The sequence below is a fragment of the Uliginosibacterium sp. 31-16 genome (assembly GCF_030730865.1).
Classification (GTDB): domain Bacteria; phylum Pseudomonadota; class Gammaproteobacteria; order Burkholderiales; family Rhodocyclaceae; genus Uliginosibacterium.
Map to the genome: position 1 here is coordinate 658,953 of NZ_JAVALZ010000002.1, position 25,315 is coordinate 684,267.

The window sequence follows — 25,315 nt, forward strand, 5'->3', positions numbered from 1 at the left end:
ACGGACTCAGTATATGAATGCTTTGTTACAGCTTTGCTACAAGCAACAAAGTAGTCAGATGGTCGTCTTCACTCGACAGCCCTACTCACTGCCGCAGCGATCTGCCTCGCCAAGCGTTCGACTTTCTCACCATCCGCACCTTCAACCAGCACCCTCAACAAGGGTTCGGTACCCGAAGCCCGCAACAACACCCGGCCTTCATTGCCCAACTCGGCTTCGGCCTCTTTCTGTGCGGCAGCAATGCCCTGATCAGCTTTCCAGTCGAATCCGGCCTTCATCCGCACATTGATCAGCTTTTGCGGGTAGAACACCAAATCGGCACAGGCCTCTGGCAAGGTTTCATTGCGCAGGCAAAGTGCCGCCAGCACCTGTAGCGCCGACACGATGCCATCCCCGGTGGTATGTCGATCCAGGCAGATGATGTGCCCGGAGTTTTCGCCGCCCAGCTTGTAGCTCTTCTCGATAAGCTGCTCCAGCACATAGCGGTCGCCCACTTTGGCACGCACGAAATCGGCGCCCAGTCGCTTGACCGCATGCTCGAACCCCAGATTGCTCATCAAGGTGCCAACCACCCCATCCAGCCGGCCTTCCACCTGCTGGGCACGTGCGATCACGAACAACAGCTTGTCTCCGTCATACAGTTCGCCAGAGCGATCGCACATCAGCAACCGGTCTGCGTCGCCGTCCAGAGCAATGCCAATATCCGCGCCATGCTTCAGCACGGCTTCGCGCAGGCTGGACGGCACGGTAGCCCCTACGCCATCGTTGATGTTCAAACCATTCGGAGCGATGCCAACACTGACAACCTCGGCGCCCAGCTCGTGAAAAACCTTGGGCGCAATCTGATAGGCCGCACCGTTGGCGCAGTCCAGCGCAATTTTCAGGCCACGCAGGTTCAGATCATTCGGGAAGGTGCTCTTGCAGAATTCAATGTAGCGCCCGGCAGCATCTTCGATCCGGCGCGCTCGTCCCAGAGCGGCGGATTCAGCACAGCCCATCGGCTCGTCCAGATGCCGTTCGATATCTTCTTCCACCGCATCCGGCAACTTGGAGCCGCCTGCCGAGAAGAATTTGATCCCGTTATCGTAGTACGGGTTGTGCGAAGCGGAGATCACTACCCCTGCCTGCAGACGCAGCGCACGGGTAAGGTAGGCCACGGCCGGCGTCGGGATCGGCCCAGCCAGGATCACATGCACGCCCGCAGCGGCAAAACCGGCCTCCAGCGCAGCTTCCAGCATGTAACCAGAGATCCGGGTGTCCTTGCCGATCAGCACAGCAGGATGCTCGCCCTCCTTCAGATGCTCACGTGCCACCAGCGTTTTACCCGCCGCATAGCCTAGGCGCATCACGAAATCCGGCGTGATCGGGCTGACACCCACCTGCCCACGCACACCATCCGTACCGAAATATTTACGCGCCACGCTGATCTCCTTTGAGTGGAGGCGGATTGTGCCTGCCGCAAGGACTGCTGACAATCACACACCGGCCGATGGGAGATCGTCGACTGACTTGGCCAAGTCTCAATAGGCGTTCAAGCGGTCATGCTCAATCGCCGCCCACATTGCCAGGGCGTCCCGGGTTGCCGCCACGTCATGCACACGCAGGATCGACGCCCCCCGCTGAGCGGCCAACACCGCTGTCACAATGCTCGCGGGCATACGCTCATTCACTGCTCGCCCGGTCACCGCACCCAGCATGGTTTTGCGGGACACCCCCACCAAAAGCGGGTATCCATGGGCGTTTACAAGTGGCATGCCCCGAAAGAGGCGCAGATTGTGCTCTAGCGACTTCCCAAAACCAAAACCCGGATCCAGCGCCACTCTTGACCGCCTTACCCCTGCAGACTCAAGCGCGGCGCACCTCTCCAGCAGGAAGGCATCCACCTCGGCCACCACATCATCGTAGCTCGGCGCCTGCTGCATGCTGCGTGGCTGCCCCTGCATGTGCATCAGGCAAACCCCGGCATCGGAAGCAGCCACCACGTCGATGGCCCCCGGAGCACGCAAGGCATTGATATCGTTGATGATGGTCGCACCTGCCGCAATCGCGGCACACATCACCTCCGGCTTGACCGTATCCACCGACACCGGAGCCCCGAGTTGAACCAGAGCCTCGACTACCGGTATCACTCGCTCCAGCTCCTGTTCTACCGAGACCGATTCGGAGCCTGGGCGCGAGGACTCCCCACCCACATCCAGAATCCGGGCGCCATTCGACAAAGCAAGCTCTGCCTGACGCAACGAGGCTTCGATGGAGCCGGAAAGCCCGTCACCGGAAAAAGAGTCCGGCGTCACGTTGATGATCGCCATGATCGCCGGCAGATCGAATTTCAACTCGAACTGGCCGCACTGCCAGACAGGGACAAGACTAGTCATGATCGAACCACACAAGTAAAAAATGAAAAGCCCCGCCAAAGCGGGGCTGGAACAACATCAGCAAATGCTCATGCGGCAGGTGCCGGCGCGTTCGGCTCGGCTCCCGGGCCTTCATCGGGTTTAGGCGGAACGATGCTTGAAGACGGTTTGGGAGGCCGCGGAGAACGACCTTCCATGATGTCCTTGATCTGGTCTGCATCAATGGTTTCCCATTCCAGCAGCGCTGCCGTCATGGCTTCGACCTTGTCGCGATTCTCTTCAAGCAGGCGCTCCGCCAGTGCGTACTGCTCGTCGATAATGCGGCGAATCTCGGCATCCACCTGCTGCAACGTGGCTTCAGACACATTTTTGTGAGTAGTCACCGAGCGCCCCAGGAAGACCTCGCCGTCGTTCTCGGCGTACACCATCGGCCCCATCGCCGCGGACATCCCGTAGCGGGTAACCATGTCACGGGCAATGCCTGTTGCGCGTTCGAAGTCATTCGAAGCACCGGTCGACACTTTGCCGACAAACAGGTCTTCGGCCACACGGCCACCGAACAGCATGCTGATCTGTGCCAGCATCTGATCCTGATACCAGCTGAAACGATCCCGCTCCGGCAGTGACAGGGTTACGCCCAAGGCACGGCCGCGCGGAATCACGCTGACCTTGTGCACCGGATCACACCCAGGCAGCAGCGAGCCAATGATGGCATGGCCAGACTCGTGATAAGCCGTTGCTCTCTTTTCTTCAGGCATGATCACCATGGACTTGCGCTCGGCACCCATGAAAATCTTGTCCTTGGCTCGCTCGAAGTCGTCCATATCGACCAGCCGCTTGTTGCTGCGTGCCGCAAACAGGGCCGCCTCGTTCACCAGATTGGCCAGATCCGCACCCGCCATACCGGGCGTACCACGCGCCAGCACGGTCGGGTCCACATCGGGAGCAACCGGCACCTTGCGCATGTGCACCTTGAGAATCTGTTCGCGACCGCGAATATCGGGCAGCGGTACCGTTACCTGACGGTCGAAGCGGCCAGGGCGCAGCAAGGCGGGGTCCAGCACATCCGGCCGGTTGGTCGCGGCAATCACGATCACCCCGGTCTGCCCTTCAAAACCATCCATCTCAACCAATAACTGGTTCAGGGTCTGCTCACGCTCATCATTTCCGCCCCCCAGACCGGCACCACGCTGACGACCCACCGCGTCGATTTCATCGATAAAGATGATGCAAGGCGCGTGTTTCTTGGCGTTTTCAAACATGTCGCGTACGCGTGCGGCGCCAACACCGACAAACATCTCGACAAAATCCGAACCTGAAATACTGAAGAACGGCACCTTGGCTTCACCAGCAATCGCCTTGGCCAGCAAGGTCTTGCCGGTTCCCGGCGAGCCGACCATCAGCACGCCCTTCGGGATACGGCCGCCAAGCTTCTGGAATTTCGACGGATCTCGCAGGAATTCGACCAGTTCTGCCACCTCTTCCTTGGCTTCATCGCAGCCCGCAACATCCGCAAAGGTGATGGAATTGGCCGATTCGTCCAGCATGCGTGCCTTGCTCTTGCCAAACGAGAACGCTCCGCCTTTGCCGCCGCCCTGCATCTGTCGCATGAAAAAGAAGAACAGCCCCACCAACAAGGCAATCGGCAACATCTGGATCAGCAGACTGACAAGGAAAGACTGTTCTTCCTTCGGCTTGACCGAAATAGCCACACCGTACTTGTTCTGCAGGTCATCAACCATCCACATGTTCGGCGGATAGTTCACCGTCACCTGGCGCCCCTCCTGGGTCTGCGCCAGCGCTATGTAATTCTGGGTATCCAGAACCACCTTGGAAATTCGGCCTGCTTTGGCCTCTTCCATGAATTGGGAGTAATCCAGCGTGTTCTGGGCAGCCTGACGGTTGCCGAACTGACTGAAAACGGAATAAGCCACTACCAGCACCAGCAGCCAGATGGCAATGTTTTTGAAAACGTTGTTGTTCAAGGCAACTCCCGATTCGATCCGGCCGAAAAGACCGGACACATCACATACTGGACCGATTCTATGTCCGAATGGTTCCTGGCAACAATCAATCGGAACCATGGACTCTCTCTATCAGACCTGCCGTTTGTCCAGTCCCAGCAGGTAAACCTCGGCGCTACGATCTCTGGAAGCCTCGGGTTTGCGCGAATGAACCGTATGAAACATCTTCATCATTGCGGCCCGATACTCCATGAACCCGGCTCCCTGAAACAGTTTGATCAGCATATTGCCGCCAGGGCGCAGATGCTGCTGAGCAAAATCCAGAGCCAACTCGGCCAGACACATCATCCGGCCATCGTCACTGACTGCATTGCCTGACATATTGGGGGCCATATCTGAAAGTACAAGGTCTACGACACGCCCGGCAAGCAAACGTTCGAATTCGGCCAGAACCGACTCTTCACGAAAATCCCCTTGCAAGAAGGTCACTTCCGGCAACGGGTCCATCGGCAGGATATCCAGCGCGAACAACTCCCCCCCCGGTTTGATACGCGGGGCCGCGACCTGTGACCAGGAACCGGGCGCTGACCCCATATCCACCACAACCATTCCCGGCTTCAGAAGACGATCCTTCTTGTCAATTTCCAGAAGTTTGTAGACCGCGCGCGAACGCATGCCTTCGGCCTTAGCCTTGAGAACCCAAGGGTCGTTCAGATGCTCCTGCATCCAGCCTTTGCTGGTTTTACTGCGTTTCATGGCCGATAAAGGTAAAATCGATGTTTGGAAAAGGAATTGCACTCAATGTCTGATATTTCATCTGTTCAGCGACGCGAACTGCGCGCAAAAGCACACCATCTAGACCCTGTCGTAAGCATCGCCGGCAACGGCCTGACCACGGCAGTCCTGAAGGAAATCGATGTTGCCCTCAAAGCCCACGAATTGATCAAGATCCGGGTATACGGCGACGATCGCGAGGCTCGCGCTACCTATCTTCTGCAAATTTGCGCCGAGCTGAATTGCGCCGCCGTGCAGAATATTGGCAAGCTACTGGTTGTTTACCGCCTCAACCCGGACCTGCATGCGAACAAAACCGTCACAGCGCCCAAACGCTCGTCCCGCGGCAAATCAGCCGGCAAGGACGCGGCTTTTGACAAGCGCCCGGGCCGCCCGACAACCAGCAACGCCCCGCGCAAATCCATGGCCGGAGCGCCAGAGGCTCGTTACCGCAAGCCTACCGCAGGTAGTGGCCGGGCACGCAAGAGTGCACGCTGATTAACAAAATTCAACGGGCAGTTCCCATCCGGAAACTGCCCGTTTTGTTTATCAGCGCCTGAATACCTGAGTAACCAGCAACACGCCCAACACGCTCTGGACCATCCACAAAACACTGGCAATTCCATGCCAAGTCTGGAATCGACTGCGTACGACGCTCTCAACCATCTCGCGCGCAATCTCGATACGCAACTTCTCGACAATCGGTGCGACGCCGAAATGGCCTGCCAGCGTCAGGACGAGCATCAGGACTATCAACCACAAAACCAGAAGCTTGAAAGCCCGTACGCCATCCCTGAAAAACAGGTAGGTCAGCAGGTAAATCGAACACCCCATCCCCAGCCAGGCCACGATGGCAAACTGCTTGCCCGCAAGTGTTCCGGCAAAACCACGGTCAGCCACAAACATGAACAGGGTCGGTGCCGCAATGTACCCAATGGACCATAGGGCCCCGACCCACAGGGTAATGGCGACCGCATAGAGATAATCCGCCAAACGGGACATCGTCGTCAGATGTAGCGAACGTCGATGACTTCGTATTCGCGCACTCCGCCAGGCGCCTGAACCTCGGCCACATCGCCCGCGAACTTGCCTACCAGAGCTCGCGCAATCGGCGAGTTGATGGAAATCTTGCCAGCTTTAAGATCGGCTTCGTCTTCGCCAACAATCTGGTAGACCACGCGGGCTCCCGAGGCCAGATCTTCCAGATCAACCGTGGCGCCGAACACACAACGTCCATCTGCATCCAGAGTCTTCGGATCGATGATCTGAGCCGTCGACAGTTTGCTCTCAACTTCGGCAATCCGGCCTTCCACAAAGCCTTGTCGTTCCTTGGCAGCATCGTATTCGGCGTTTTCCGACAGATCACCATGCGAACGGGCTTCGGCAATTGCCGCAATCACATTCGGACGGTCAACCGTTTTCAGGCGATGCAGTTCAACGCGCAGCAACTCTGCGCCATTTACAGTCAGCGGGGTCTTGATCATGGCAATCAGCTCAGCTGCGCATGCAGTTCTTGCAGCGCGTAGGGTTCGAGATCATTCAGATGGCGGATGCCCATGCAAGCGGCACGTGCACCCTCGATTGTGGTGAACACGGTCACCTTCGCAGCCAGTGCGCTGGTACGGATGGAGCGCGAATCCATGATGGCCTGACGCTTTTCTTCGACCGTATTGATCACCAGTGAAATTTCGTTGTTCTTGATCATGTCGACGATGTGCGGACGCCCCTCACCGACTTTGTTGACTGCCGTCACCGCCGTTACGCCGGCTTCCTGCAGATAGGCAGCAGTCCCCTTGGTTGCCACCACCTTGAAGCCCAGATCAACCAGTTCACGTGCCACATCCACTGCTTTCGGGCGATCCGTCTGTTTGACGCTGACGAAGGCAGTACCCGACGACGGCAGACGTGTACCGGCCGCCAGCTGACTCTTCACGAAGGCCTCGGCAAATGTCTTGCCCACACCCATGACTTCGCCGGTCGACTTCATCTCCGGGCCGAGGATGGTATCCACACCGGGGAACTTGTTGAACGGAAAGACAGCTTCCTTCACCGAGTAATACGGTGGAATGACTTCGCGAGTCACGCCTTGAGAAGCCAGAGACTGGCCAGCCATGCAGCGGGCAGCAATCTTGGCCAACGGCAACGAACAGGCCTTCGACACGAAAGGTACAGTCCGCGACGCACGCGGATTCACTTCCAGCACGTAGACAGTCTCGCCCTGAATCGCAAACTGCACGTTCATCAGACCACACACGCTCAGTCCGCGAGCCATCAACTCGGTCTGGCGACGCAGTTCGTCCTGCAATTCCTTCGACAGAGTATAGGGCGGCAGTGAACAAGCCGAATCACCCGAGTGAACGCCGGCTTGCTCAATGTGCTGCATGATGCCGCCAATGATCACCTGCGAGCCATCGGAGAGCGCATCCACATCAATCTCGGTCGCATCATTGAGGAACCTGTCGAGGAGTACCGGAGAATCGTTGGACACCTTGATCGCGTCGCGCATGTAGCGCTCCAGATCCTTCTGCTCGTGCACGATTTCCATCGCGCGACCGCCCAGCACATAGCTCGGGCGAACCACCAGCGGGTAGCCGATTTCGGCCGCCAGGCGCAAGGCATCGGCTTCGTTGCGAGCCGTACGATTGGGCGGCTGGCGCAAACCCAGATCGTGCAGCAGCTTCTGAAACCGCTCGCGATCTTCAGCAGCATCAATCATGTCCGGGCTGGTACCAATGATCGGCACGCCATTGGCTTCCAGATCACGGGCCAGCTTGAGCGGAGTCTGACCACCAAACTGCACGATCACACCAACCGGCTTCTCGATAGCAACAACTTCGAGCACATCTTCAAGCGTCAGGGGCTCGAAATACAGACGATCAGAAGTGTCGTAATCAGTGGACACTGTTTCCGGATTGCAATTGACCATGATGGTTTCGTAACCATCTTCACGCATGGCCAGCGCTGCATGCACGCAGCAGTAGTCGAATTCGATGCCCTGGCCGATCCGGTTCGGGCCACCGCCCAGCACCATGATCTTCTTCTTGTCGGTCGGTTGCGATTCGCACTCTTCGTCGTAACAGGAATACATGTACGCCGTATTCGAGGCAAATTCTGCGGCACATGTATCAACCCGCTTGTACACAGGACGAATACCCAGCGAATGACGATGCAGGCGCACAGCGGTTTCATCCGACCCGAGCAACTTGGCCAGACGACGATCAGAGAACCCTTTGCGCTTGAGAGCGCGCAACGCAGCAGCATCCAGACTCTTCAGGGAGCGACCGGCAAGATTCTTCTCGGTCAGCACCAGATCCTCGATCTGCGCGAGGAACCACGGATCGATCTTGGTCAGGCTGTGCAGTTCCTCGCGGCTCATGCCCTCGCGGAAACCCTGACCCACGTACCAGATGCGTTCGGCACCGGGGTTGGCCAGCTCATGCTCCAGCTCTTCGCGATCACACTCGACTTCATCCAGTCCGTAGGAACTGACTTCCAGGCCACGCAAAGCCTTCTGGAAAGATTCCTGGAAGGTACGCCCCATGGCCATTACCTCGCCCACCGACTTCATCTGGGTGGTAAGGCGTGAATTGGCCTGCGGGAATTTCTCGAAGGCAAACCGCGGCACCTTGGTGACGATGTAGTCAATGGAGGGCTCGAACGAAGCGGGAGTCGCTCCGCCAGTGATGTCGTTCTTGAGCTCGTCCAGCGTAAAGCCAACGGCCAGTTTGGCCGCAACCTTGGCAATCGGAAAACCGGTGGCTTTTGATGCCAGAGCGGAAGAACGCGAAACGCGAGGATTCATCTCGATCACGATCAGTCGACCGTCAGCCGGATTTACCGAGAACTGCACATTCGAGCCACCCGTATCCACGCCGATTTCACGCAGCACCGCCACCGAGGCGTTACGCATGATTTGATATTCCTTGTCGGTCAAGGTCTGAGCCGGTGCGATGGTGATCGAGTCGCCGGTATGCACACCCATCGGATCAAGATTCTCGATAGAGCACACGATGATGCAGTTGTCGTGCTTGTCGCGCACAACCTCCATCTCGAACTCTTTCCACCCCAGCAGCGATTCTTCGATCAGCAACTCACGCGTCGGAGACAGGTCCAGACCACGCGTACAGATCTCGTTGAATTCTTCGATGTTGTAAGCAATGCCACCGCCGGTGCCACCCATGGTGAATGACGGACGGATGATCGCCGGAAAACCGACCTTGGCCTGCACGGCCAGTGCCTCTTCCATGCTGTGAGCGATACCGGAGCGGGCCGACTCCAGGCCGATCTTCTCCATCGCCTGCTTGAACTTCTGGCGGTCTTCAGCCTTGTCGATGGCTTCCGGCGTCGCCCCGATCAATTCGACCTTGTACTTGTCCAGCACACCATGGCGCCACAGGTCCAGCGCGGCATTCAATGCGGTCTGGCCACCCATGGTCGGCAACACTGCGTCCGGACGTTCCTTGTCGATGATGCGTTCCAGTACCTGCCAGGTGATCGGCTCGATATAGGTCACATCCGCCATGTTCGGATCAGTCATGATCGTCGCGGGATTGCTGTTGACCAGAATGACCTTGTAACCCTCATCGCGCAGGGCCTTGCAAGCCTGGGCGCCGGAATAGTCGAACTCGCAGGCCTGACCAATGATGATCGGGCCGGCGCCGATGATGAGGATGGATTGAATGTCTGTCCGCTTGGGCATATCAACACCTGAATTTCGTTACTGTTTGGAGCGCCGCACCACAGCCGCGCCCTACCATGAAGCTTATTGCTTGGCTGCGGCCATCAAATCGATGAACCGATCGAACAGGTAGGCCACATCATGCGGGCCCGGGCTCGCTTCCGGATGCCCCTGAAAACACAGTGCCGGGCGATCCGTCCAGACCAGCCCCTGCAGGCTTCCGTCAAACAAGGACACATGCGAGGCCCGCACATTCGCAGGCAGCGTCTTTTCATCTACAGCAAAACCGTGGTTCTGACTGGTGATCAGCACGCGACCACTATCCAGATCCTTCACAGGATGGTTCGCGCCGTGATGGCCAAACTTCATCTTCAGGGTCTTGGCGCCTGCTGCCAGGCCCAGAATCTGGTGCCCCAGGCAGATACCAAAGGTCGGCAATTTGCGGTCGAGAAATTCGCGGGCAGCAGCAATCGCGTAATCGCAAGGCTCCGGATCGCCAGGCCCATTGGACAGGAACACCCCGTCCGGATTCAGCGCCAGCACTTCGGCAGCCGAGGTCTGCGCCGGCACCACGGTCAGCTTGCAGCCACGCTCTGCCAGCATGTGCAGGATGTTGCGTTTCACGCCAAAGTCATAGGCCACGACGTGGAACTTCGCCTGGGCCTGCTCGATAAACCCCTTACCCAGCTTCCATTCGCCCGAAGTCCAGGTGTAGGACTGGTCCGTCGTCACCACCTTGGCCAGATCCATGCCCGCCAGCCCGGGGAAACCACGTGCTTCGGCAATCGCCGCCTCGGCATTCAGATCCTTGGCATTCGTTGCGGTAACCAGACAGCCGGCCTGGGCGCCCTTCTCCCGCAGGATGCGAGTGAGTTTGCGGGTATCAATCCCGGCAATCCCGACCATGTTTTCGGTCTTCATGTAGGCGTCCAGCGTCTGCTCGGAGCGGAAGTTCGACACCAGCAAAGGCAGATCGCGAATGACCAGACCGGCAGCGTAAACCTTGCCCGCCTCGCAGTCTTCGCGGTTCACTCCCACATTGCCGATGTGCGGATGCGTCAGCGTGACAATCTGGCGGGTATAGGAGGGGTCGGTGAGGATTTCCTGGTAGCCGGTGATGGCGGTATTGAACACCACCTCGCCAACGCTTTTGCCCACAGCGCCAATGCCTTGCCCCTGAAAAACAGTACCATCAGCAAGGGCAAGAAGGGCGTAAAGGGTGTCCGTCATCGATGACTCCTGAATTCCTGTGAAATCGGACCCTCCCCCGGACTGTCAGTCATGACAGCCAAGTCGATGGGTCCGACGTGAAAAACGGGACCCGTCTTTCCAGACAAGTCCCGCTTGAAAACTCTGGCGATTATAGCTTGAAACCGATGCTTTCAGCAATGCCCGTCGCAGGTTCAGGCATTGTCATCGGGCAATTGTGCGCGCAGATAAGCAGCCACGCGTGACAACTCGGCAAGCAGGCCTGACACCCCGTGAGCCGCCTTGTCGACGTCTCCCTTGCGGGCCGCAACCTCTACCTGCTGAGCAAGTTCCGCAGCAGTTGCCGCACCAAACACCCCTACCGAAGACTTAAGCGAATGCGCGACCGAACACAGAACCTTGCCATCTTTCTTGCGGGCAGCCTGCTCCAGCAGGGTACAGTTTTTGGCATAGTCGGAAAGAAAAATCCTGATCAACGACAGAAGCGAATCCTCATCACCATCCAGCAGGGCGCGGGTCTGCGACAAATCGGCGACCGGCGCATCGTTCGCTTCCACATCCACACCAGCCGCCATGGCCGCCAGATTGCCTTCAAAATCAGTCGCTTCAAGACGCCGCGTCACCCGTTCGATGGCCGCAAACAATTCATTGGGCTGAACTGGCTTGGAAACATAATCATCCATCCCGGCTTCAAGGCAGCGCTCACGATCCCCTTGCATCACGTGCGCCGTCATGGCGATGATTGGTGTCACTTCCCAGCGGCCCGACATTGCCCAGCTGCGCCGGGCTTCACGGGCACGGATCGCCTTGGTCGCATCCAGCCCGCCCAGTACCGGCATCTGCACATCCATCAGGATCAGATCAAAGCGTCGCTTCTCGAACCATTCAATCGCTTCCTGCCCGTCTCCCGCAGCCACCACCTCATACCCTGCACGCTGCAGGATCTTGGTTGCTACGGTCTGATTCACCGGATTGTCCTCAACCAGCAGCACTGACTTGGCCTTCTGCGGCAAGCCCGCAGCGCGAATCAGCTTCTCATCAATCTGGAATTCAGCCAGCGGGCTTTCCGGTTCCTCGTCCTGCGCCGGCGTCAAAGCCAAGCGGACCGCATCCAGCAAATCATTCGGCGAGACCGGCTTGACCACATTTGAACGCACGCTGAACTGACGGCAGCGTGCCGCATCATTACGCTGGCTATCGGAGGTCAGCATCATGATGATGCGGTCGCAAGACGCACCTTCCCCGTGAAAATACGCCGGCAGGGCAAAACCGCCCGGCTCCGGCATGTTGGCGTCGACCAGCATGATGTCAAAGGGAAAGCCGCTCTTGCTGGCCTGCTTGAGCAGCGCCTCGGCCTCTTCGCCAGTCGCCGCCCGATCCACCGAGAACCCCCAGCCCCGCAGATTTTCGATCAAACCTCGCGCCGCCGCGGCGTTATCCTCCACCACCAGCACATTCATGCGCGCATAGCGCGGGTCAAGCCGTTCCGTCTTCACGGTATTGCGCACGGCATCCACTTCCACCGTGAACGAGAAAGTACTGCCCTTGTCCTGCTCGCTGACCAGCCAGATCCGCCCGCGCATCAATTCCACCAGACGCCGGCAAATCGCCAGACCCAGACCTGTGCCCCCATAACGCCGGGTCGTCGACGTATCAGCCTGCGAGAAAGCCCCGAACACCTCGCCCTGCTTGCTGCGCGAAATGCCGATGCCGGTATCGCGCACGTCAAACTGCAAGCGCACATGCGTCCCTTCACGCAGCACCGATCTGACCGATATTTCCACCTCTCCCTGCTCGGTAAACTTGATCGCATTGCCCAACAGGTTCATCAACACCTGCCGCAAGCGATTCGGGTCGCCACGCAACACATGCGGCGTACCCGGCGCAATGCCGAACACCAGTTCCAGGCCTTTCTGGTGCCCCCGCAAGGCCAGCGCCTTGAAGGTATCGGAGATCACGGCAGGCAGAGAGAACTCGATATCCTCCAGCTCCAGCTTGCCGGCCTCGACCTTCGAGAAGTCCAGAATGTCGTTGATGATAGCCAGCAAGGATTCGGCCGAGGACTTCACCGTCTGCAGATAGCCACGCTGCTCCGCATCCAGCTGGGTATCCAGCGCCAGCTCGGTCATGCCGATGATGCCGTTCATTGGCGTGCGGATTTCATGGCTCATGTTGGCCAGAAAATCACCCTTGGCGCGGCTCGCGGACTCTGCGGCTTCCTTGGCACGCAGCATCTCCAGCTCCCAGCCCTTGCGCTCGGTCACGTTGCGGTGCGTCCCCACCACCCGCACCGGCTGGCCATCTGCCGTACGCGCCACCACCCGGCCATGGGTCGCGATCCAGCGCCAGTCTCCGTTCTGCGCACGCAGGCGGTATTCAGACTCGAAGTCCTCGCTGCCCCCGGCCAGATGCAACTCAATGCGCTCGCGCACCGCCGCCACATCCTCGGGATGGATCATCGCCTCCCAGTCCGCCCGGGTATTGCCAAACTCGCCCTCGGAATAACCCAGCCCACGCGTCCACAGCTCGCTGAGAAAGAACTGGCCACTGCGCAAATCCCAGTCCCACAAACCATCGTGGCGATTATCCAGGGCCAGCGAAAGACGATCCTTCTCACGCAACTGCTGATCCATCACCCGCATCAGGCGCCAGATCAGGCGCAGCGGCTCGGCGCCCGGGTCCTCGAAACCATCACTCAGCCCGGCACGCACCGCCAGTGCCCGCAAGGCATCGCGCAGTGTCGTCAGATCCGGAGCTGGCTGGCTGGAGAACTCAGGAGGCATGAATACCGGGGTCGCTTAGGTTTTGAGACAGGGAATACAGAAAGACGGGACTTTCACCCCGTCACCCATTCAGCCCGCTGCCATCTGCACGCAGGTCTTTTCAAGGCGATCCAGCCCCTCGTCCAGCTCGGCGTCGGAAATGATCAGCGAGGTCGCGATCCGCACCACGTTCGGTCCGGCCACGATGTGCAGCACCCCGTTGCTCGCTGCCGCCGCCATGAAAGCGCCCGCCTTGCCGGCAAACTTCGGCGTCAGCTCGCAGCCCAGCCACAGGCCGGATTCGCGCACCTCCGCGAAGCAGCCATGCTGCTCGCCCATCGCGCGCAGGCGTTGCGCGGCATGCGCGGCCTTGCGCTTCACGCCAGCCAGCACTTCGGGCTGGCTGATCACGTCGAACACGGCTTCGGCCACCGCGCAGGCCAGCGGGTTGCCGCCAAAGGTGCTGCCATGCACGCCGGGGGTGAAATGCTTGTCCGCCACCGCAGCGGTGGTCAGCATCACGCCAATCGGAAAACCGCCGCCGATACCCTTCGCCGTCGTCAGGATGTCCGGCACGACGCCGGTGTTCATATAGGCGTAAAGCGCGCCGGTGCGGCCGTTGCCGGATTGCACTTCGTCAAAGATCAGCGTCGCATCGACTTCCGTTGCCAACTCGCGCAGCAGCTTCAGGAACTCCGGTTTCACCGGCACCACGCCGCTCTCACCCACCACCGGCTCGACGATGATCGCGCAGGTGTTCTTGCCCACCACGCGGCGCAGCGCGGCTTCATCGTGCAGATCGATGTGCACGATGCCGGCCGGGTTCGGGCCCATGCCCGAAGAGTACTTCGCCTGCCCGCCCACCGACACGGTGAAGAAGGTCCGGCCGTGGAACGAGCCATTGAAGGCAATGATGTCGATCTTCTCGGGGCCGTATTTATCCACCGCACGCTTGCGCGCCAGCTTCAAGGCCGCCTCGTTCGCCTCGGCACCCGAATTGCAATAGAACACCCGCTCGGCAAAAGTCGCTTCACACAGTTTCTTCGCCAGGCGCAGCGCCGGCTCATTGGTGTAGTAGTTCGACACATGCCACAGCTTGGCCGCCTGCTCGGTCAGCGCCTGCACCTGCACCGGATGCGCGTGCCCCAGCGAAGTGACCGCCACGCCCGCACCAAAATCAATGTAATCGCGGCCCTGTTGATCCCACAGGCGCGATCCCTCGCCTCGCACAAAAATCATGTCGAGAGGGGAAAACACGGGAACCATGTAGCGATCGAAATCGGCGCGTTGAACAGCGGGCTTCACTTGCAAATCCTTTCTTCTGAACGGCCGCCCCGTGGCAGCCTGCCCGCATTTTACGGGCAAAGCACCCCATCCGGCCGCAAGCGTGACCAGCGGGCAGGCCTGATTTCAGGACAACTCCGCTTGAGATGAAGGGAGTATGCCCGGAGAGCCGCGCGTGGCGGACCTCTTCAGGCAGGCACGGCCGCAAGGCAAGCGAACAGCGGGTTTCCGGCCTGCCTCCTGCAGAAGCCGGAAACCTGCAGGAATCAGGCCGCTCTCGCCCCTTGGGACACTCCGGCAGCTCTGCCGGACCGCTCCTGCTAGATTGATTTATCGCCGATGCCCCCAGTGCAGGATTGCCAGGCACAAGAGGCGCATCCGCTTCATCAATGCTGACTGCAGGATGCCTTGCCATGAAAACATCCGTCTGTACCGTTCTCTTCGCGCTACTGCTATCCACCCCGGCCATCGCCGATCCGCCGGCCGAAACGATCGGCCACATCCAGACCATCGAGGGACTCGCCACCATCCATCGTGACGGAAGCACCCTGCCCGGCAAGGCTGGCGCGACGCTGCTGCGCGGCGACCGGATCCGCACCGGAAAGCCCGGTGCGCTTGGCATCGTATTGACTGACGACACCACCATCTCGCTGGGCTCAGGCAGCGAGATGACGCTGGTCGACTACGCCTTTGAACCCAAAGAGAGCAAGTTTGCTCTGGCGCTGCAATTCGTAAAGGGCACCCTCTCCTATATCTCCGGGCAGATCGTCAAGCTTGCCCCGGACAAGGTTCAACTGCAAACCCCCGATGCCACCATCGCCGTGCGCGGCACCAAACTACTCATCGAAATCAAGGAGTAGCCATGAACAATCAGAGACCGCCCCGGGCGGAATGCCCCTCAGCATGCAAACCGGTCATCCTGTTATTCGGCCTGTTGTTCGGCCTGCTTCTCATCCTCTTCACCGGCTGCGCCAGACAATCGATCATTCTCGTCCCGGACGCGAATGGTCACGTCGGCAAAGCGGAGGTCAGTACCACTGCCGGCTCGCAGACGCTCGAAAAGCCCGGCGACATGACCCGGACCAGCGGCAGCAGCAAGCCTCCCTCGGCCATCACCACCGCATCGCCGGAGTACATCGCCAGCACCTTCCGGGAAGTTCTGGCGATCGAGCCACCGCCTGCGCAAACCTTCACCCTGATGTTCGAATCCGGCACAAAACTGACGGCAGACTCGCAGAAAATCATCCCGGATATCGTGTCCGCCAGCCAAAGGCCGATAGCGATCAGCGTCAGCATCAGCGGGCATACCGACGCCACCGGCTCGGACAAGCTCAATGATGCCCTCTCGCTGGATCGGGCCAGACAGATCAAGAGCCTGCTGCTGCAAAGCGGCGTCAAACCCGAGCTGATTTCTGTCAGTTCCCACGGCAAGGGCAATCCTCTCATCCCCACGCCAGACGGAGTCGCAGAGCCGCGCAACCGGCGCGTTGTGGTCGTCGTTCACTAACCCTCAGCTGTCCATTTCATGCCGGAAACCTCCGACACCTCACCGGCTTTTGCGGAGTCTGGCCTCTGGTGGACAAAACGACTCCCGCTCTACGCGACAGGACTGTGCCTGACCCTGTTCGTCGCCCTGCTGTCCATCCTCCAGCCCCGGCTGGTGCAGATGGCAGATCTGTTCGTCTACGATCAGCTGGCGACGCGTCGCGCTACGCCACCGCAATCCGACGTTCCCGTTCTGGTGGAGATTGACGAAGAAAGCCTCGCAGCCTTCGGGCAGTGGCCTTGGCCGCGCTACCGCCTGGCCATGCTCGTCGAGCGCCTGCAGGGTCTGGGCGCCAAGGTGATCGCACTGGATTTCCTGATGCCGGAGCCAGACCGCACCTCGCCCGAAGTCATCCAGCAGGAACGCCAGCGCGATCTGCTCACCGCCGCCACACCGCAAACCTCCACGCAGGACAGCAATTCGCAACGCCTCGCCAATGCCATCGCCAAAGGCAATACGGTGCTGGGTTACTACCTCGACTTTTCCCGCCCCACACCCGGCAACCGGGCACCACCGGCCGCCCCGGCAGGCATGGTACTGATCCGCTCGGCCAATGCTGGCGACACCCTGATCAAGCCTCAGGGAGCCATCCGCAGCTTGCCGATCCTGACCGAAGCCGCCAGCGCCGAAGGCTTTACCAACGCACAGGAAGATATCGACGGCACCTTCCGCCGCACCCCCTTGCTGCTTCAGATGAACGGAGACGCGCTCCCTTCGCTGGCCATGAGCGCCCTGCTCCTCGCCTCGCCACAACGCCATCTCAGGCAGATCCGGAACCCTTCAGAAACGGCGCTGTACTGGGGCGAACGGCGCATCCCCACCGACGCGGCCGGCAATCTGCTGGTGGATTTTCGCAGTGCGCGCCATCGCACCCTCTCCGCCCTGATGATCCTGAATGGCACGCAACCGCCAGGCAGCCTCGAAGGCAAGATTGTTCTCGTCGGAGCCGCCGCCAAGGGGCTGGGCGATCTGCACCTGAACCCCTTCGGTCAATCCATTTACGGGCTGGAAGTCCACGCCACAATCATCGACAACATCCTCGCGGGCACCTTCCTTGCGCGCCCCGACTGGGCCAATGCAGCAGAACTCTTCCTCATCCTGCTGGCCGGGCTTCTGGCAACCCTGCTGCTGAGTCGCGCCGGCTTTGTCCTGTCGCTGCTCGCGCTCGGTGCCGGCATCGTCGGGCTGTACTGGGGCGCCGGCCAGTTGCTGATTGTGCGGGGCCTGCACCTCTCGCCACTCCTGCCAATCCTGGTATTGATCCTCACCACCAGCATCCTGAGCCTGCTGAAATACGGCATAGAGGCCCGCAAGCTGCGCCTGCGCACTCAGGATCTGTTTGAAGCGCAGGATGAAATCATCGTCAGCATGTCCGTGCTGGCCGAAGCACGCGACAAGGAAACCGGCGGACATATCCGCCGCACCCAGCGCTATGTCGAAATTCTGGCCCGGCAACTGGCGACCACCCCGGATTACCGCCAGCTCACCGAATCCGACATCGAACTGCTGGCCAAATCCGCCCCGCTGCACGACATCGGCAAGGTCGGCATCCCGGACCGCATCCTGCAGAAACCCGGCAAGCTCGACGCAGACGAATACAAGCTCATGCAAACTCACCCCCTGATCGGGGCCACGGCCATCTCAAGGATCGTCGCAGATTCAGGCCATCCCGAAAAACAGGCCTTTCTCAACTACGCCCGGCAGATGATCGAATCCCACCACGAGCGCTGGGATGGCCACGGCTATCCGCACCAATTGCAGAAAAAGGACATCCCGCTGGCCGGACGCCTGATGGCCCTGGCCGACGTCTACGACGCCCTGATCAGCCAGCGTACGTACAAGAAAGCCATGACACACGCCGAGGTCTGCGAATTCATCACGCAACAATCCGGCACCCAGTTCGACCCCGATCTGGTGGCAGCCTTCCAGGCAAGGAACCAGGAATTCCTGAAGGCGGCCCAGACCTTCGCAGACCCGCCCGCGTGCTCAGATCAGTAGCGAGAGGCCATCAGCTGCAGGGTGCGCACCGCGCACCCTTCCAATGGTTCGTCTGCCGTTCGGCCGGTTGAATAGGACGGGGAAGGTTTTGCGAGCTCAGATCTGCGCGTAGCGAAGTCGAAGGGTCTGGGCCCCGCCGATCATGCTTCGACTTCAGTCGCTTTGCTCCTTACGCTCAGCACGAACGGCTAACTTAATGGCATTGGCTGTAGGGAGCGCTCCGCGCACCATTCCCATGGAGAGGACGAGTTCACCGGCTTTCGCGCCCGTGGCGGGATCGTCTTTGTAGCATTGCAGCAAGGTGCCGGAGAAGCCTGTGGTGGTGTTCGACTTATGCTCGACGACTTTCCAGTGCGCGGAAAACTCCGCCGCCTGCGTGGCGGTGAATTTGGAGGCGTGGAGGTTGCCCAGCTTAAGGGGCTCTTCACGAATCGTTGGATACGCTCTTACCGCGCCAGGAACGAGCGTTAAGCCATTTTCCACTGCATTAAAGTCATACAAAACCTCTGCCGCCATCTGCAGGTTGATGTATTTGTAGGCGGTTGTGATATCAAGAGTGCTCATGATTACTTGTCCTTGCGCGGTTGCAGAACTTGATCAACAAACAAACGCGTTTGCGTTTCACGGGTATTGAATCCACTACCACAGGTACGGGCAGTCAGCCATGGAGTCGGATTCGCCGGATTCGGTGAGGCGGATGTCCACGCATAGCGCGTCATCTCACCCAGCACTTCGTTGGTCTTCAGGTCCAGCACCTTCACCGTGCTGCTCGCCAGCCCCAGCGCCCGCTCTTCGGGGATTACATGATCTTCATACGTCACCCCATACCGCGGCCCGTCCGCCGGTGCCGGCTCATGCTTCAATTTCCAGAATGAATAGAGGTTCTTTGAGGAATAGCGCTCAGGGTCGCGCTCCCAAGGCCGGTCATAGAACCCCGAAAACCTCTCCCTTTTCCCCGTCGCCGCATCCACCACATCCACATAGCGGTAGCCGGGATGATCGGAAGGGTTCGAGCTGATATAGCCTCGATCTTTCGGGGTGATCAGCCTTGGGCTATTGGACGTACCGAACGCGTTTTCATACCAAAGAAATGTGTCGATGTACTCCTTCTCCTTTGCCTCCCCCGCAAACGCAGCCCCCGGCCACATCGGATCAGCCCATTCCCGATCCCCTGCCGTGGGCCTCACCTTCAGCAACACAATCCCCTCCACATCCGCGACCGTCTTGTAGATCTTGATGCCGGCCACATTCTTGCAGCGGTCTTCGAACAAGGCTTCGCCGGCCTTGGCGCGCTGCAGGCCGGGGCTGGGCAGCACGGCGCAGGCGGCGAGCAACGGCAGGGCCAGCCACGCCAGGGCGAAGGCACGCAGGGGCAAACGGTTTGGGCGGGCATTCATACGCAAAGCTCCTTGAATGGAGAAACGGGAAGTTCGGGCCGGGCGGCCACGGGCATGCTGGAGAGCCGCATCGGGCGGGCTTGTGCAGCCACTCTGCCTGCGCAGCCGCGCGGGGCGGACGTTTGTGGCCGGCATGGCTGAAGATTGGCCATGGATGCGGCTGACGGGGCAAGGCCTGGATCACGAGCGAAACGCCCGTTGATGCAGCCACCTCGCTTGCTGCCTGCGCCGGGCGAAGCAGCACCGACAGGCCAAGCAGATGCTCATAGGCTCGCAAGCCTGCCGCCAGCGCATAAGCCTGCGCATCGGCCCGCGCGGCTTGGCGACAGAAGGACTCGATGGCAGGGCGAGAGAGCATGCGGCAGTGTAAGGCTTGCCCGCTCAGAGCAGCGCCCTCACCCGCCGGACGAGCGCCTCCACCCACTCGGGCTGAATGGGGGCGTCGTGATGCACCACGTCCAGAGCCAGCACGCAGAGCCGGTCTGCAGGCATGCCCAGCGCAGAGGCAAGCAGGACGGCGTCCACCAGCCCGACGCCGTGGGAAGACAGGCGCAGCGCGGCTTGCGGGAGGTCCTCGGTGCGCAGTTGATGGATCGTGCCGGCGGGGCCGCCGCCGAGCAGCGCATCAATGACGATGGCGCGCGATGCGTCGAGCAGCAGCGGGGTGAGTTCGGTCGGCAGGCTGCAGGCGACGAGCTTCACCGGCACGGGCAACGCTTCTGCCTGCAGTGCTTCGATCACCGCCCAGCCGAGGCGGTCCGCGCAGTGCGGAGAGCCGATGCCGGCGATGAGGGTGAAGCTCATGTCCGGCCACGCCCATCAATTGGCGTCATTCCGGCGCAAGCCGGAATCCAGCTTTGGCGCGTGGCACTGGATCCCGGCCTTCGCCGGGATGACGGCGCATGAACCCAGGCTGCCATGCTCACCCGCGATTGACCGTCAGCTTGAGAAAGTGCGTGGAGCACGACAGGCAGGGATCGTAGTTGCGGATGACCTTTTCGCATAGCTGGCGCAGATCGTCATCCGGGTGATCGAGACCATAGTGTTCGACCGCGGAATGCAGGTTCTGCTCGAGCCGGGCCTGGTTCTGCGAGGTGGGCGGGATCATGGTGGCGGTCTTTACCCGGCCATCGCTGGCCAGCTCGAAGCGATGATAGATCATGCCGCGCGGGGCTTCGGTGCAGTGATGGCCAACGCCGGCACGCGGGGTGAAATCGCGCCAGGGGCGGGTCGGCAGCTTGTAGTGCTGCAGGATGTCGAGCGTGTCGACAATCGCCAGATAGCATTCCAGCGCACGCGCGGCGACGTTCATGAACATGTTGTGCGAGGGGAATTTCAGGCCGAGATCGCGGGCGAAATCCTGCACTTCCTGCGGCAGGCGGTCGAAATTCAGGTTCATGCGCGCCAGCGGGCCGAGGAAGTAGCTCTGCCCGCCCATCATTGAATAGTGCGCCGTGGAGTGTTCGACCTGATGTTCGCGGAAGTGCTGCGGGTAGTCTGCGAAATCAATATCCAGCCCCTGATCCGACACCAGCCGGCCTTCGTTGAGGCCATATTCGTGCGGGTGGCGAATCGCCACGCTGACGAAATCCTGCTCGTCCACCGGGCGCGGCAGACTCACCGCCCAGGCGGCGAATTCGCGCACCATGTCACGCGCAGCGAGCAGCTTGTCGACCATGTCCGACACTTCGTGCTTCGGCGGTGCGCGATGGAAGCCACCTACCCGCAGGCCGATCGGATGCACGGAGCGGCCGCCGAGCAGACGCAGCATGTCGTTGCCCAAGCCCTGCAAAAGCATGCCGCGCTTCACCTCTTCCGGGAAGCGCGTGGCCATCTGCAAGGCATCGGCAAAGCCGAGGAAATCCGGGGCGGCAAACAGGTTGATATGCAGCGCGTGGCTTTGCAGCCATTCGCCGTAGTAGATCACCCGGCGCATGGCATGCACCCAGGGATCTTCGGCCACGCCGAAGATCTTCTCCATGGCGCGAATCGAGGTCATCTGGTAGGCAATCGGGCAGACGCCGCAGACCCGCGCGGCGATGTGCGGCACCTCGGTGTAATCCTGACCTTCGAGGAATTTCTCGAACAGGCGCGGCGGCTCGAAGATGCGCAGGTGGAGCTTGTCGAGCTTGCCATCGCGAGCGGTGAATTCCAGCGAGCCCTCGCCTTCCACGCGGGTCAGCAGGGGCACCTGGATATCGATGTCGCGTTTGGGATCAAGTGCTGTCATCGCTCACTCCTCCATCCACGGTTCGCTGCAGAACAATTTGGCCGCGTCGCTGAAAGCCGGCGCGGCGTTGTTGATCGAGGAGAACTTGCGCACCACCTGCTCCTGCGTGAGGCCCAGCCCCATCAGGCGGCGGCCGAAGCTGCCGACATTGATGTTCTCGGCCGGGCCATAGCAGGTGTAGCACGGTGCGCCGAAGCTCGGGCACAGCGCGCCGCAGCCGGTACGCGTGACCGGCCCCATGCAGGCTGCCCCCTGAGTGACCATGATGCAGTTGTTGCCGCGCCGTTTGCATTCCTGACAGACCTTCTCGCGCTGGATCTGCGGTGGCACGCCGAACAGGAAGGAGCGGACAGTCGACAGCATCTGGCGCACGCTGACCGGGCAGCCCCACAGCTCGAAATCCACCTTCACGTAGTTGGCGATGGCCCCCGAGGTAGACAGCGAGTGAATGAACTCCGGCCTGGCATACACCGAGCGCATCCATTCCGCAGAATCGGCATTGTTGCGCAAGGCCTGGATGCCGCCGGAAGTGGCACAGGCGCCCATGGTGATGAGGAACTTGCTGTGCTCGCGGATGCTCTTCAGGCGCTCCACGTCGTGTGGCGTGGTGATCGAGCCTTCGATGAAAGCGATGTCCATTTCCGCATCGTCCGGCAGCACATGACCGACCTCGGCCATGTGCACGAGATCGACGAGCTTGACCAGCTCGACCAGCTCGGTGCCCATGTTCACGAAAGCCAGCTGGCATCCGGAGCAGGAGGCGAATTTGTGGATCGCAACGCGGGGTTTGCTCATGATCAGTACCCCTTCACACGCATGAGTTCGGCCACCTGCGGCCAGACGAAGATCGGTCCGTCCTTGCACACGAATTTCCCGCCCAGCTGGCAGTGGCCACAGTGGCCCACGGCGCACTGCATGTTGCGCTCCAGCGAGACGAAGAGGCTCTCGGCCGGCACCCCCAGTTCGACCAGAGTGCGGGCGGTGTCGGCCATCATGGCGTCCGGCCCGCACATCATCACCACGCAGTTCTGCTTGTCGTACTGCGCCTCGTCCAGCAACACGCTGACGCGCCCCAGCGACCAGTGCGGCCAGCGCGTCTTGTCACGCGAGGCGGTGAGCAGCACCTGGGTATCCGGCAGGGTGCGCCACTCGTCATACTGCGGTTCCCACAGCCCCTCGTTGCGATGCCGCACCGACTGCATGATGACCAGCCGGCCATACGCGGCCCGGTTCGCCACCACATACTTGATGGACGAGGTGACCGGCGCGCAGCCCAGCCCGGCGGTGACGAACACCACGTCCTTGCCACGCGCCTCGTCCAGTGGCCAGGCGCTGCCGAAGGGGCCACGCACGCCGATGTGCGCGCCGATGGGCAGCTTCATCATGGCCTTGGTGATGCGCCCCACTGCGCGGATGGTGTGATAGATGCACTCGCCATCATTCGACATGACCGAGATGGCGACCTCGCCCACGCCATACAGGTAGAGCATGTTGAACTGGCCGTGCTTGAAGCTGTAGTTGCGCGCAACCTCACGGTCGGTAAAACGCAGCTTCCAGGTGAAGATGTCGGGAGTTTCCTGGATGGTGTCGACGATCTCGGCTTCCCAGGGGAGATAAGCGTTATCCGTTTTCACTGGGCAGCCTCCGATCCATCCACATGCGGCAGCTCGGGCTCCGGCGCTTCGGCCAGCCCCAGAACGATGTTGGCCTCGGCCACAAAATCGATCCCGACCGGGCACCAGGTCGTGCAGCGTCCGCAACCCGTGCAGCCGATGCGGCCGTATTGCGGCACCCAGTTGAAGAGCTTGTGGGTCATCCACTGGCGGTAGCGCTCGCGCGTGCCATGACGCACCACTTCGCCGACGATGTAGCTGTGGTCTTCGCTGAAGCAGGAATCCGCGTCGCGCCAGTGCTCGCTGCTCTTGCCATCCAGCGCCGGTACTTCCAGTTCGCGGTGACAGAAGCAGGTCGGGCACACGGCGGTGCAGTTGCCGCAGGACAGGCAGCGCTCGGCCACCTTGGTCCAGCGCGCACTTTCGAGCTGCTCGCCAAGCCGCGCCAGATCTTTCTCTCCGGGCAGTACGCGCTGCTGCGCCCGACAGGCCTCGCTCTGCGCGAGGGCAGCCTCAAGATGCCCTTGGGTCGCGGCTTGCAGCGGCAGGTCTGCCACGATCATCGCCCCACGCGTGCTGCCCACGCGCAGCAGGTAACCGTCTTCGAGTTCATCCAGCAGGATGTCGTAGCCGGTGCTGACCTCCGGTCCGTCGCCCGTCGACGCACAGAAACAGGTCGCCGCCGCGTGGCTGCAATTCACCGCCACCAGCAGCAGCTTTTCGCGCCGGGCCTTGTAGTAGGGATCGACAAACTTTCCGCGCAGAAAGTGGGCGTCCTGCAATTCGAGGGCGGCCAGGTCGCAGGCCCGCACGCCGAGGATTGCCGTCTTGGCGGCATCGCGCTCCACCGGCTCGAAGTGGATGCGCCCCTCCTTGTGCACCACGCGCCAGAGTTTCTCGCGCGGGGCATACACGAAGGGTTTGATCGCCGAGGCGGTGTTGGCCCAGGCAAAGTAACGCGGCGAGCCGGTCTTTTCGAGCCGGTAGCTGCCGGGCTCCTGGCGGTCATGGAGGCCTTGCGGCAGATCTTCGACCCCATCGATTTCGCGATACACCAGCCCGCCCTGGCCGGTTTCCTCGCGCGGCCCGATCACCCGGTAACCCGCATCGCGGATCGCGTCGATCAGGCCGGATAATGCGGCGCGTGGCAAGTAACGCATGTCACTCATCTGCGGGCTCCTCTTCGGCATCCTGCGCTGCTGCGGGATTGAGATTCATCCTCGGGTCCGGCCCTGACGGGGAGACCTTCAAGTTGATCCTAAATCCTCCGGCATATGGGCTAGCGAAACATGCCCGTCCGGCCCGCATGGGCTTTCCCGCAGAAAAGAGTGAGCGTCCATTCCGGCGCGCATGCCGCCACAGGCGTCGCCGACAGGGGCGGAGCGAGGATGTTGCAAAGCCCTGATGGGTGCCTCAAGACCGGCGTGCAGCCTGAGTCTTCAGGCCGTCACCGCGCTGAACGGCGATGGTGGCGGGTTACCGGGCTGCCTGCTCGCAGAATGAGTT

Annotated in this window: 21 protein-coding genes; 4 read left to right on the plus strand and 17 right to left on the minus strand. The window is 60.7% G+C overall.

Features of this window, described 5'->3' with window-relative positions; translation table 11 throughout:
• Positions 1-68 precede the first annotated feature (68 nt).
• The 4 genes from glmM to Q9Q94_RS10825 all read right to left on the minus strand — a co-directional run bounded on the left by glmM (position 69) and on the right by Q9Q94_RS10825 (position 5,074).
• The gene (gene glmM / locus Q9Q94_RS10810; RefSeq protein ID WP_305980073.1) at positions 69-1,421 is read right to left on the minus strand and encodes a phosphoglucosamine mutase; all 1,353 of its coding nucleotides are present in this window, start codon (positions 1,419-1,421) and stop codon (positions 69-71) included.
• 99 nt (positions 1,422-1,520) lie between these two features.
• Complete coding sequence (gene folP / locus Q9Q94_RS10815; RefSeq protein WP_305980074.1) at positions 1,521-2,375, minus strand: dihydropteroate synthase; 855 nt, start codon at positions 2,373-2,375, stop codon at positions 1,521-1,523.
• A gap of 68 nt (positions 2,376-2,443) precedes the next feature.
• The gene (ftsH, locus tag Q9Q94_RS10820) at positions 2,444-4,339 is read right to left on the minus strand and encodes an ATP-dependent zinc metalloprotease FtsH (RefSeq protein ID WP_305980075.1); all 1,896 of its coding nucleotides are present in this window, start codon (positions 4,337-4,339) and stop codon (positions 2,444-2,446) included.
• Positions 4,340-4,450: 111 nt separating this feature from the next.
• Positions 4,451-5,074 carry an RlmE family RNA methyltransferase gene (locus Q9Q94_RS10825; protein WP_305980286.1) on the minus strand — a complete coding sequence of 208 codons (624 nt, stop codon included), beginning with the start codon at positions 5,072-5,074 and terminating at the stop codon, positions 4,451-4,453.
• Between the two features lie 45 nt (positions 5,075-5,119).
• Between Q9Q94_RS10825 and Q9Q94_RS10830 the strand changes: the two genes are divergently transcribed.
• Positions 5,120-5,590, plus strand: a complete 471-nt coding sequence (locus tag Q9Q94_RS10830) for a YhbY family RNA-binding protein (protein WP_305980076.1) — start codon at positions 5,120-5,122, stop codon at positions 5,588-5,590.
• A gap of 51 nt (positions 5,591-5,641) precedes the next feature.
• Here the strand turns inward: Q9Q94_RS10830 and Q9Q94_RS10835 are convergent, their stop codons facing one another.
• From Q9Q94_RS10835 to Q9Q94_RS10860, 6 genes are all read right to left on the minus strand, one after another.
• Complete coding sequence (locus Q9Q94_RS10835) at positions 5,642-6,094, minus strand: DUF4149 domain-containing protein (RefSeq protein WP_305980077.1); 453 nt, start codon at positions 6,092-6,094, stop codon at positions 5,642-5,644.
• 5 nt (positions 6,095-6,099) lie between these two features.
• Positions 6,100-6,576, minus strand: coding sequence for a transcription elongation factor GreA (greA, locus tag Q9Q94_RS10840; protein WP_305980078.1), 477 nt, complete (start codon positions 6,574-6,576; stop codon positions 6,100-6,102).
• 5 nt (positions 6,577-6,581) lie between these two features.
• Complete coding sequence (gene carB, locus Q9Q94_RS10845) at positions 6,582-9,791, minus strand: carbamoyl-phosphate synthase large subunit (protein WP_305980079.1); 3,210 nt, start codon at positions 9,789-9,791, stop codon at positions 6,582-6,584.
• Between the two features lie 63 nt (positions 9,792-9,854).
• Positions 9,855-11,000, minus strand: coding sequence for a glutamine-hydrolyzing carbamoyl-phosphate synthase small subunit (gene carA / locus Q9Q94_RS10850; RefSeq protein ID WP_305980080.1), 1,146 nt, complete (start codon positions 10,998-11,000; stop codon positions 9,855-9,857).
• A 173-nt stretch (positions 11,001-11,173) separates the two neighbouring features.
• Positions 11,174-13,762: a PAS domain-containing hybrid sensor histidine kinase/response regulator gene (locus Q9Q94_RS10855; protein ID WP_305980081.1), complete on the minus strand. Its 2,589-nt coding sequence runs from the start codon at positions 13,760-13,762 to the stop codon at positions 11,174-11,176.
• A gap of 69 nt (positions 13,763-13,831) precedes the next feature.
• Positions 13,832-15,046: an acetylornithine/succinyldiaminopimelate transaminase gene (locus Q9Q94_RS10860; RefSeq protein ID WP_305980082.1), complete on the minus strand. Its 1,215-nt coding sequence runs from the start codon at positions 15,044-15,046 to the stop codon at positions 13,832-13,834.
• Positions 15,047-15,438: 392 nt separating this feature from the next.
• On the opposite strand from Q9Q94_RS10860, the gene Q9Q94_RS10865 reads away from it, so the two are divergent.
• The 3 genes from Q9Q94_RS10865 to Q9Q94_RS10875 are packed head-to-tail and all read left to right on the plus strand — an operon-like array spanning position 15,439 to position 18,569.
• Positions 15,439-15,885 carry a FecR domain-containing protein gene (locus tag Q9Q94_RS10865; protein ID WP_305980083.1) on the plus strand — a complete coding sequence of 149 codons (447 nt, stop codon included), beginning with the start codon at positions 15,439-15,441 and terminating at the stop codon, positions 15,883-15,885.
• Between the two features lie 2 nt (positions 15,886-15,887).
• The gene (locus Q9Q94_RS10870; RefSeq protein ID WP_305980084.1) at positions 15,888-16,532 is read left to right on the plus strand and encodes an OmpA family protein; all 645 of its coding nucleotides are present in this window, start codon (positions 15,888-15,890) and stop codon (positions 16,530-16,532) included.
• Positions 16,533-16,550: 18 nt separating this feature from the next.
• Complete coding sequence (locus Q9Q94_RS10875; RefSeq protein WP_305980085.1) at positions 16,551-18,569, plus strand: CHASE2 domain-containing protein; 2,019 nt, start codon at positions 16,551-16,553, stop codon at positions 18,567-18,569.
• Positions 18,570-18,722: 153 nt separating this feature from the next.
• On the opposite strand, the gene Q9Q94_RS10880 is transcribed toward Q9Q94_RS10875, so the two are convergent.
• The 7 genes from Q9Q94_RS10880 to Q9Q94_RS10910 all read right to left on the minus strand — a co-directional run bounded on the left by Q9Q94_RS10880 (position 18,723) and on the right by Q9Q94_RS10910 (position 24,978).
• Positions 18,723-19,133: a hypothetical protein gene (locus Q9Q94_RS10880; RefSeq protein WP_305980086.1), complete on the minus strand. Its 411-nt coding sequence runs from the start codon at positions 19,131-19,133 to the stop codon at positions 18,723-18,725.
• 2 nt (positions 19,134-19,135) lie between these two features.
• Positions 19,136-19,966, minus strand: a complete 831-nt coding sequence (locus Q9Q94_RS10885) for a hypothetical protein (RefSeq protein WP_305980087.1) — start codon at positions 19,964-19,966, stop codon at positions 19,136-19,138.
• Positions 19,967-20,347: 381 nt separating this feature from the next.
• Entirely contained in the window at positions 20,348-20,770 is a 423-nt protein-coding gene (locus Q9Q94_RS10890; RefSeq protein WP_305980088.1) for a hydrogenase maturation protease, read from the minus strand.
• A 118-nt stretch (positions 20,771-20,888) separates the two neighbouring features.
• On the minus strand, positions 20,889-22,196 hold the full coding sequence (locus Q9Q94_RS10895) for a Ni/Fe hydrogenase subunit alpha (RefSeq protein ID WP_305980089.1): 1,308 nt from the start codon (positions 22,194-22,196) through the stop codon (positions 20,889-20,891).
• Between the two features lie 3 nt (positions 22,197-22,199).
• Positions 22,200-22,991, minus strand: coding sequence for a sulfhydrogenase subunit delta (locus Q9Q94_RS10900; protein ID WP_305980090.1), 792 nt, complete (start codon positions 22,989-22,991; stop codon positions 22,200-22,202).
• Positions 22,992-22,993: 2 nt separating this feature from the next.
• On the minus strand, positions 22,994-23,830 hold the full coding sequence (locus tag Q9Q94_RS10905) for an FAD/NAD(P)-binding protein (protein WP_305980091.1): 837 nt from the start codon (positions 23,828-23,830) through the stop codon (positions 22,994-22,996).
• Positions 23,827-24,978 carry a 4Fe-4S dicluster domain-containing protein gene (locus Q9Q94_RS10910; protein WP_305980092.1) on the minus strand — a complete coding sequence of 384 codons (1,152 nt, stop codon included), beginning with the start codon at positions 24,976-24,978 and terminating at the stop codon, positions 23,827-23,829. The genes Q9Q94_RS10905 and Q9Q94_RS10910 overlap by 4 nt, the downstream gene beginning before the upstream one ends.
• Positions 24,979-25,315 lie beyond the last annotated feature (337 nt).

Excerpts from the sequence above, each read along its gene's own strand:
- folP (WP_305980074.1), bottom strand. The coding sequence starts at position 2,375 with ATGACTAGTCTTGTCCCTGTCTGGCAGTGCGGCCAGTTCGAGTTGAAA.
- Q9Q94_RS10825 (WP_305980286.1), bottom strand. The coding sequence starts at position 5,074 with ATGAAACGCAGTAAAACCAGCAAAGGCTGGATGCAGGAGCATCTGAAC.
- Q9Q94_RS10830 (WP_305980076.1), top strand. The coding sequence starts at position 5,120 with ATGTCTGATATTTCATCTGTTCAGCGACGCGAACTGCGCGCAAAAGCA.
- Q9Q94_RS10835 (WP_305980077.1), bottom strand. The coding sequence starts at position 6,094 with ATGTCCCGTTTGGCGGATTATCTCTATGCGGTCGCCATTACCCTGTGG.
- greA (WP_305980078.1), bottom strand. The coding sequence starts at position 6,576 with ATGATCAAGACCCCGCTGACTGTAAATGGCGCAGAGTTGCTGCGCGTT.
- carB (WP_305980079.1), bottom strand. The coding sequence starts at position 9,791 with ATGCCCAAGCGGACAGACATTCAATCCATCCTCATCATCGGCGCCGGC.
- carA (WP_305980080.1), bottom strand. The coding sequence starts at position 11,000 with ATGACGGACACCCTTTACGCCCTTCTTGCCCTTGCTGATGGTACTGTT.
- Q9Q94_RS10855 (WP_305980081.1), bottom strand. The coding sequence starts at position 13,762 with ATGCCTCCTGAGTTCTCCAGCCAGCCAGCTCCGGATCTGACGACACTG.
- Q9Q94_RS10865 (WP_305980083.1), top strand. The coding sequence starts at position 15,439 with ATGAAAACATCCGTCTGTACCGTTCTCTTCGCGCTACTGCTATCCACC.
- Q9Q94_RS10870 (WP_305980084.1), top strand. The coding sequence starts at position 15,888 with ATGAACAATCAGAGACCGCCCCGGGCGGAATGCCCCTCAGCATGCAAA.
- Q9Q94_RS10875 (WP_305980085.1), top strand. The coding sequence starts at position 16,551 with ATGCCGGAAACCTCCGACACCTCACCGGCTTTTGCGGAGTCTGGCCTC.
- Q9Q94_RS10880 (WP_305980086.1), bottom strand. The coding sequence starts at position 19,133 with ATGAGCACTCTTGATATCACAACCGCCTACAAATACATCAACCTGCAG.
- Q9Q94_RS10885 (WP_305980087.1), bottom strand. The coding sequence starts at position 19,966 with ATGAATGCCCGCCCAAACCGTTTGCCCCTGCGTGCCTTCGCCCTGGCG.
- Q9Q94_RS10890 (WP_305980088.1), bottom strand. The coding sequence starts at position 20,770 with ATGAGCTTCACCCTCATCGCCGGCATCGGCTCTCCGCACTGCGCGGAC.
- Q9Q94_RS10895 (WP_305980089.1), bottom strand. The coding sequence starts at position 22,196 with ATGACAGCACTTGATCCCAAACGCGACATCGATATCCAGGTGCCCCTG.
- Q9Q94_RS10900 (WP_305980090.1), bottom strand. The coding sequence starts at position 22,991 with ATGAGCAAACCCCGCGTTGCGATCCACAAATTCGCCTCCTGCTCCGGA.
- Q9Q94_RS10910 (WP_305980092.1), bottom strand. The coding sequence starts at position 24,978 with ATGAGTGACATGCGTTACTTGCCACGCGCCGCATTATCCGGCCTGATC.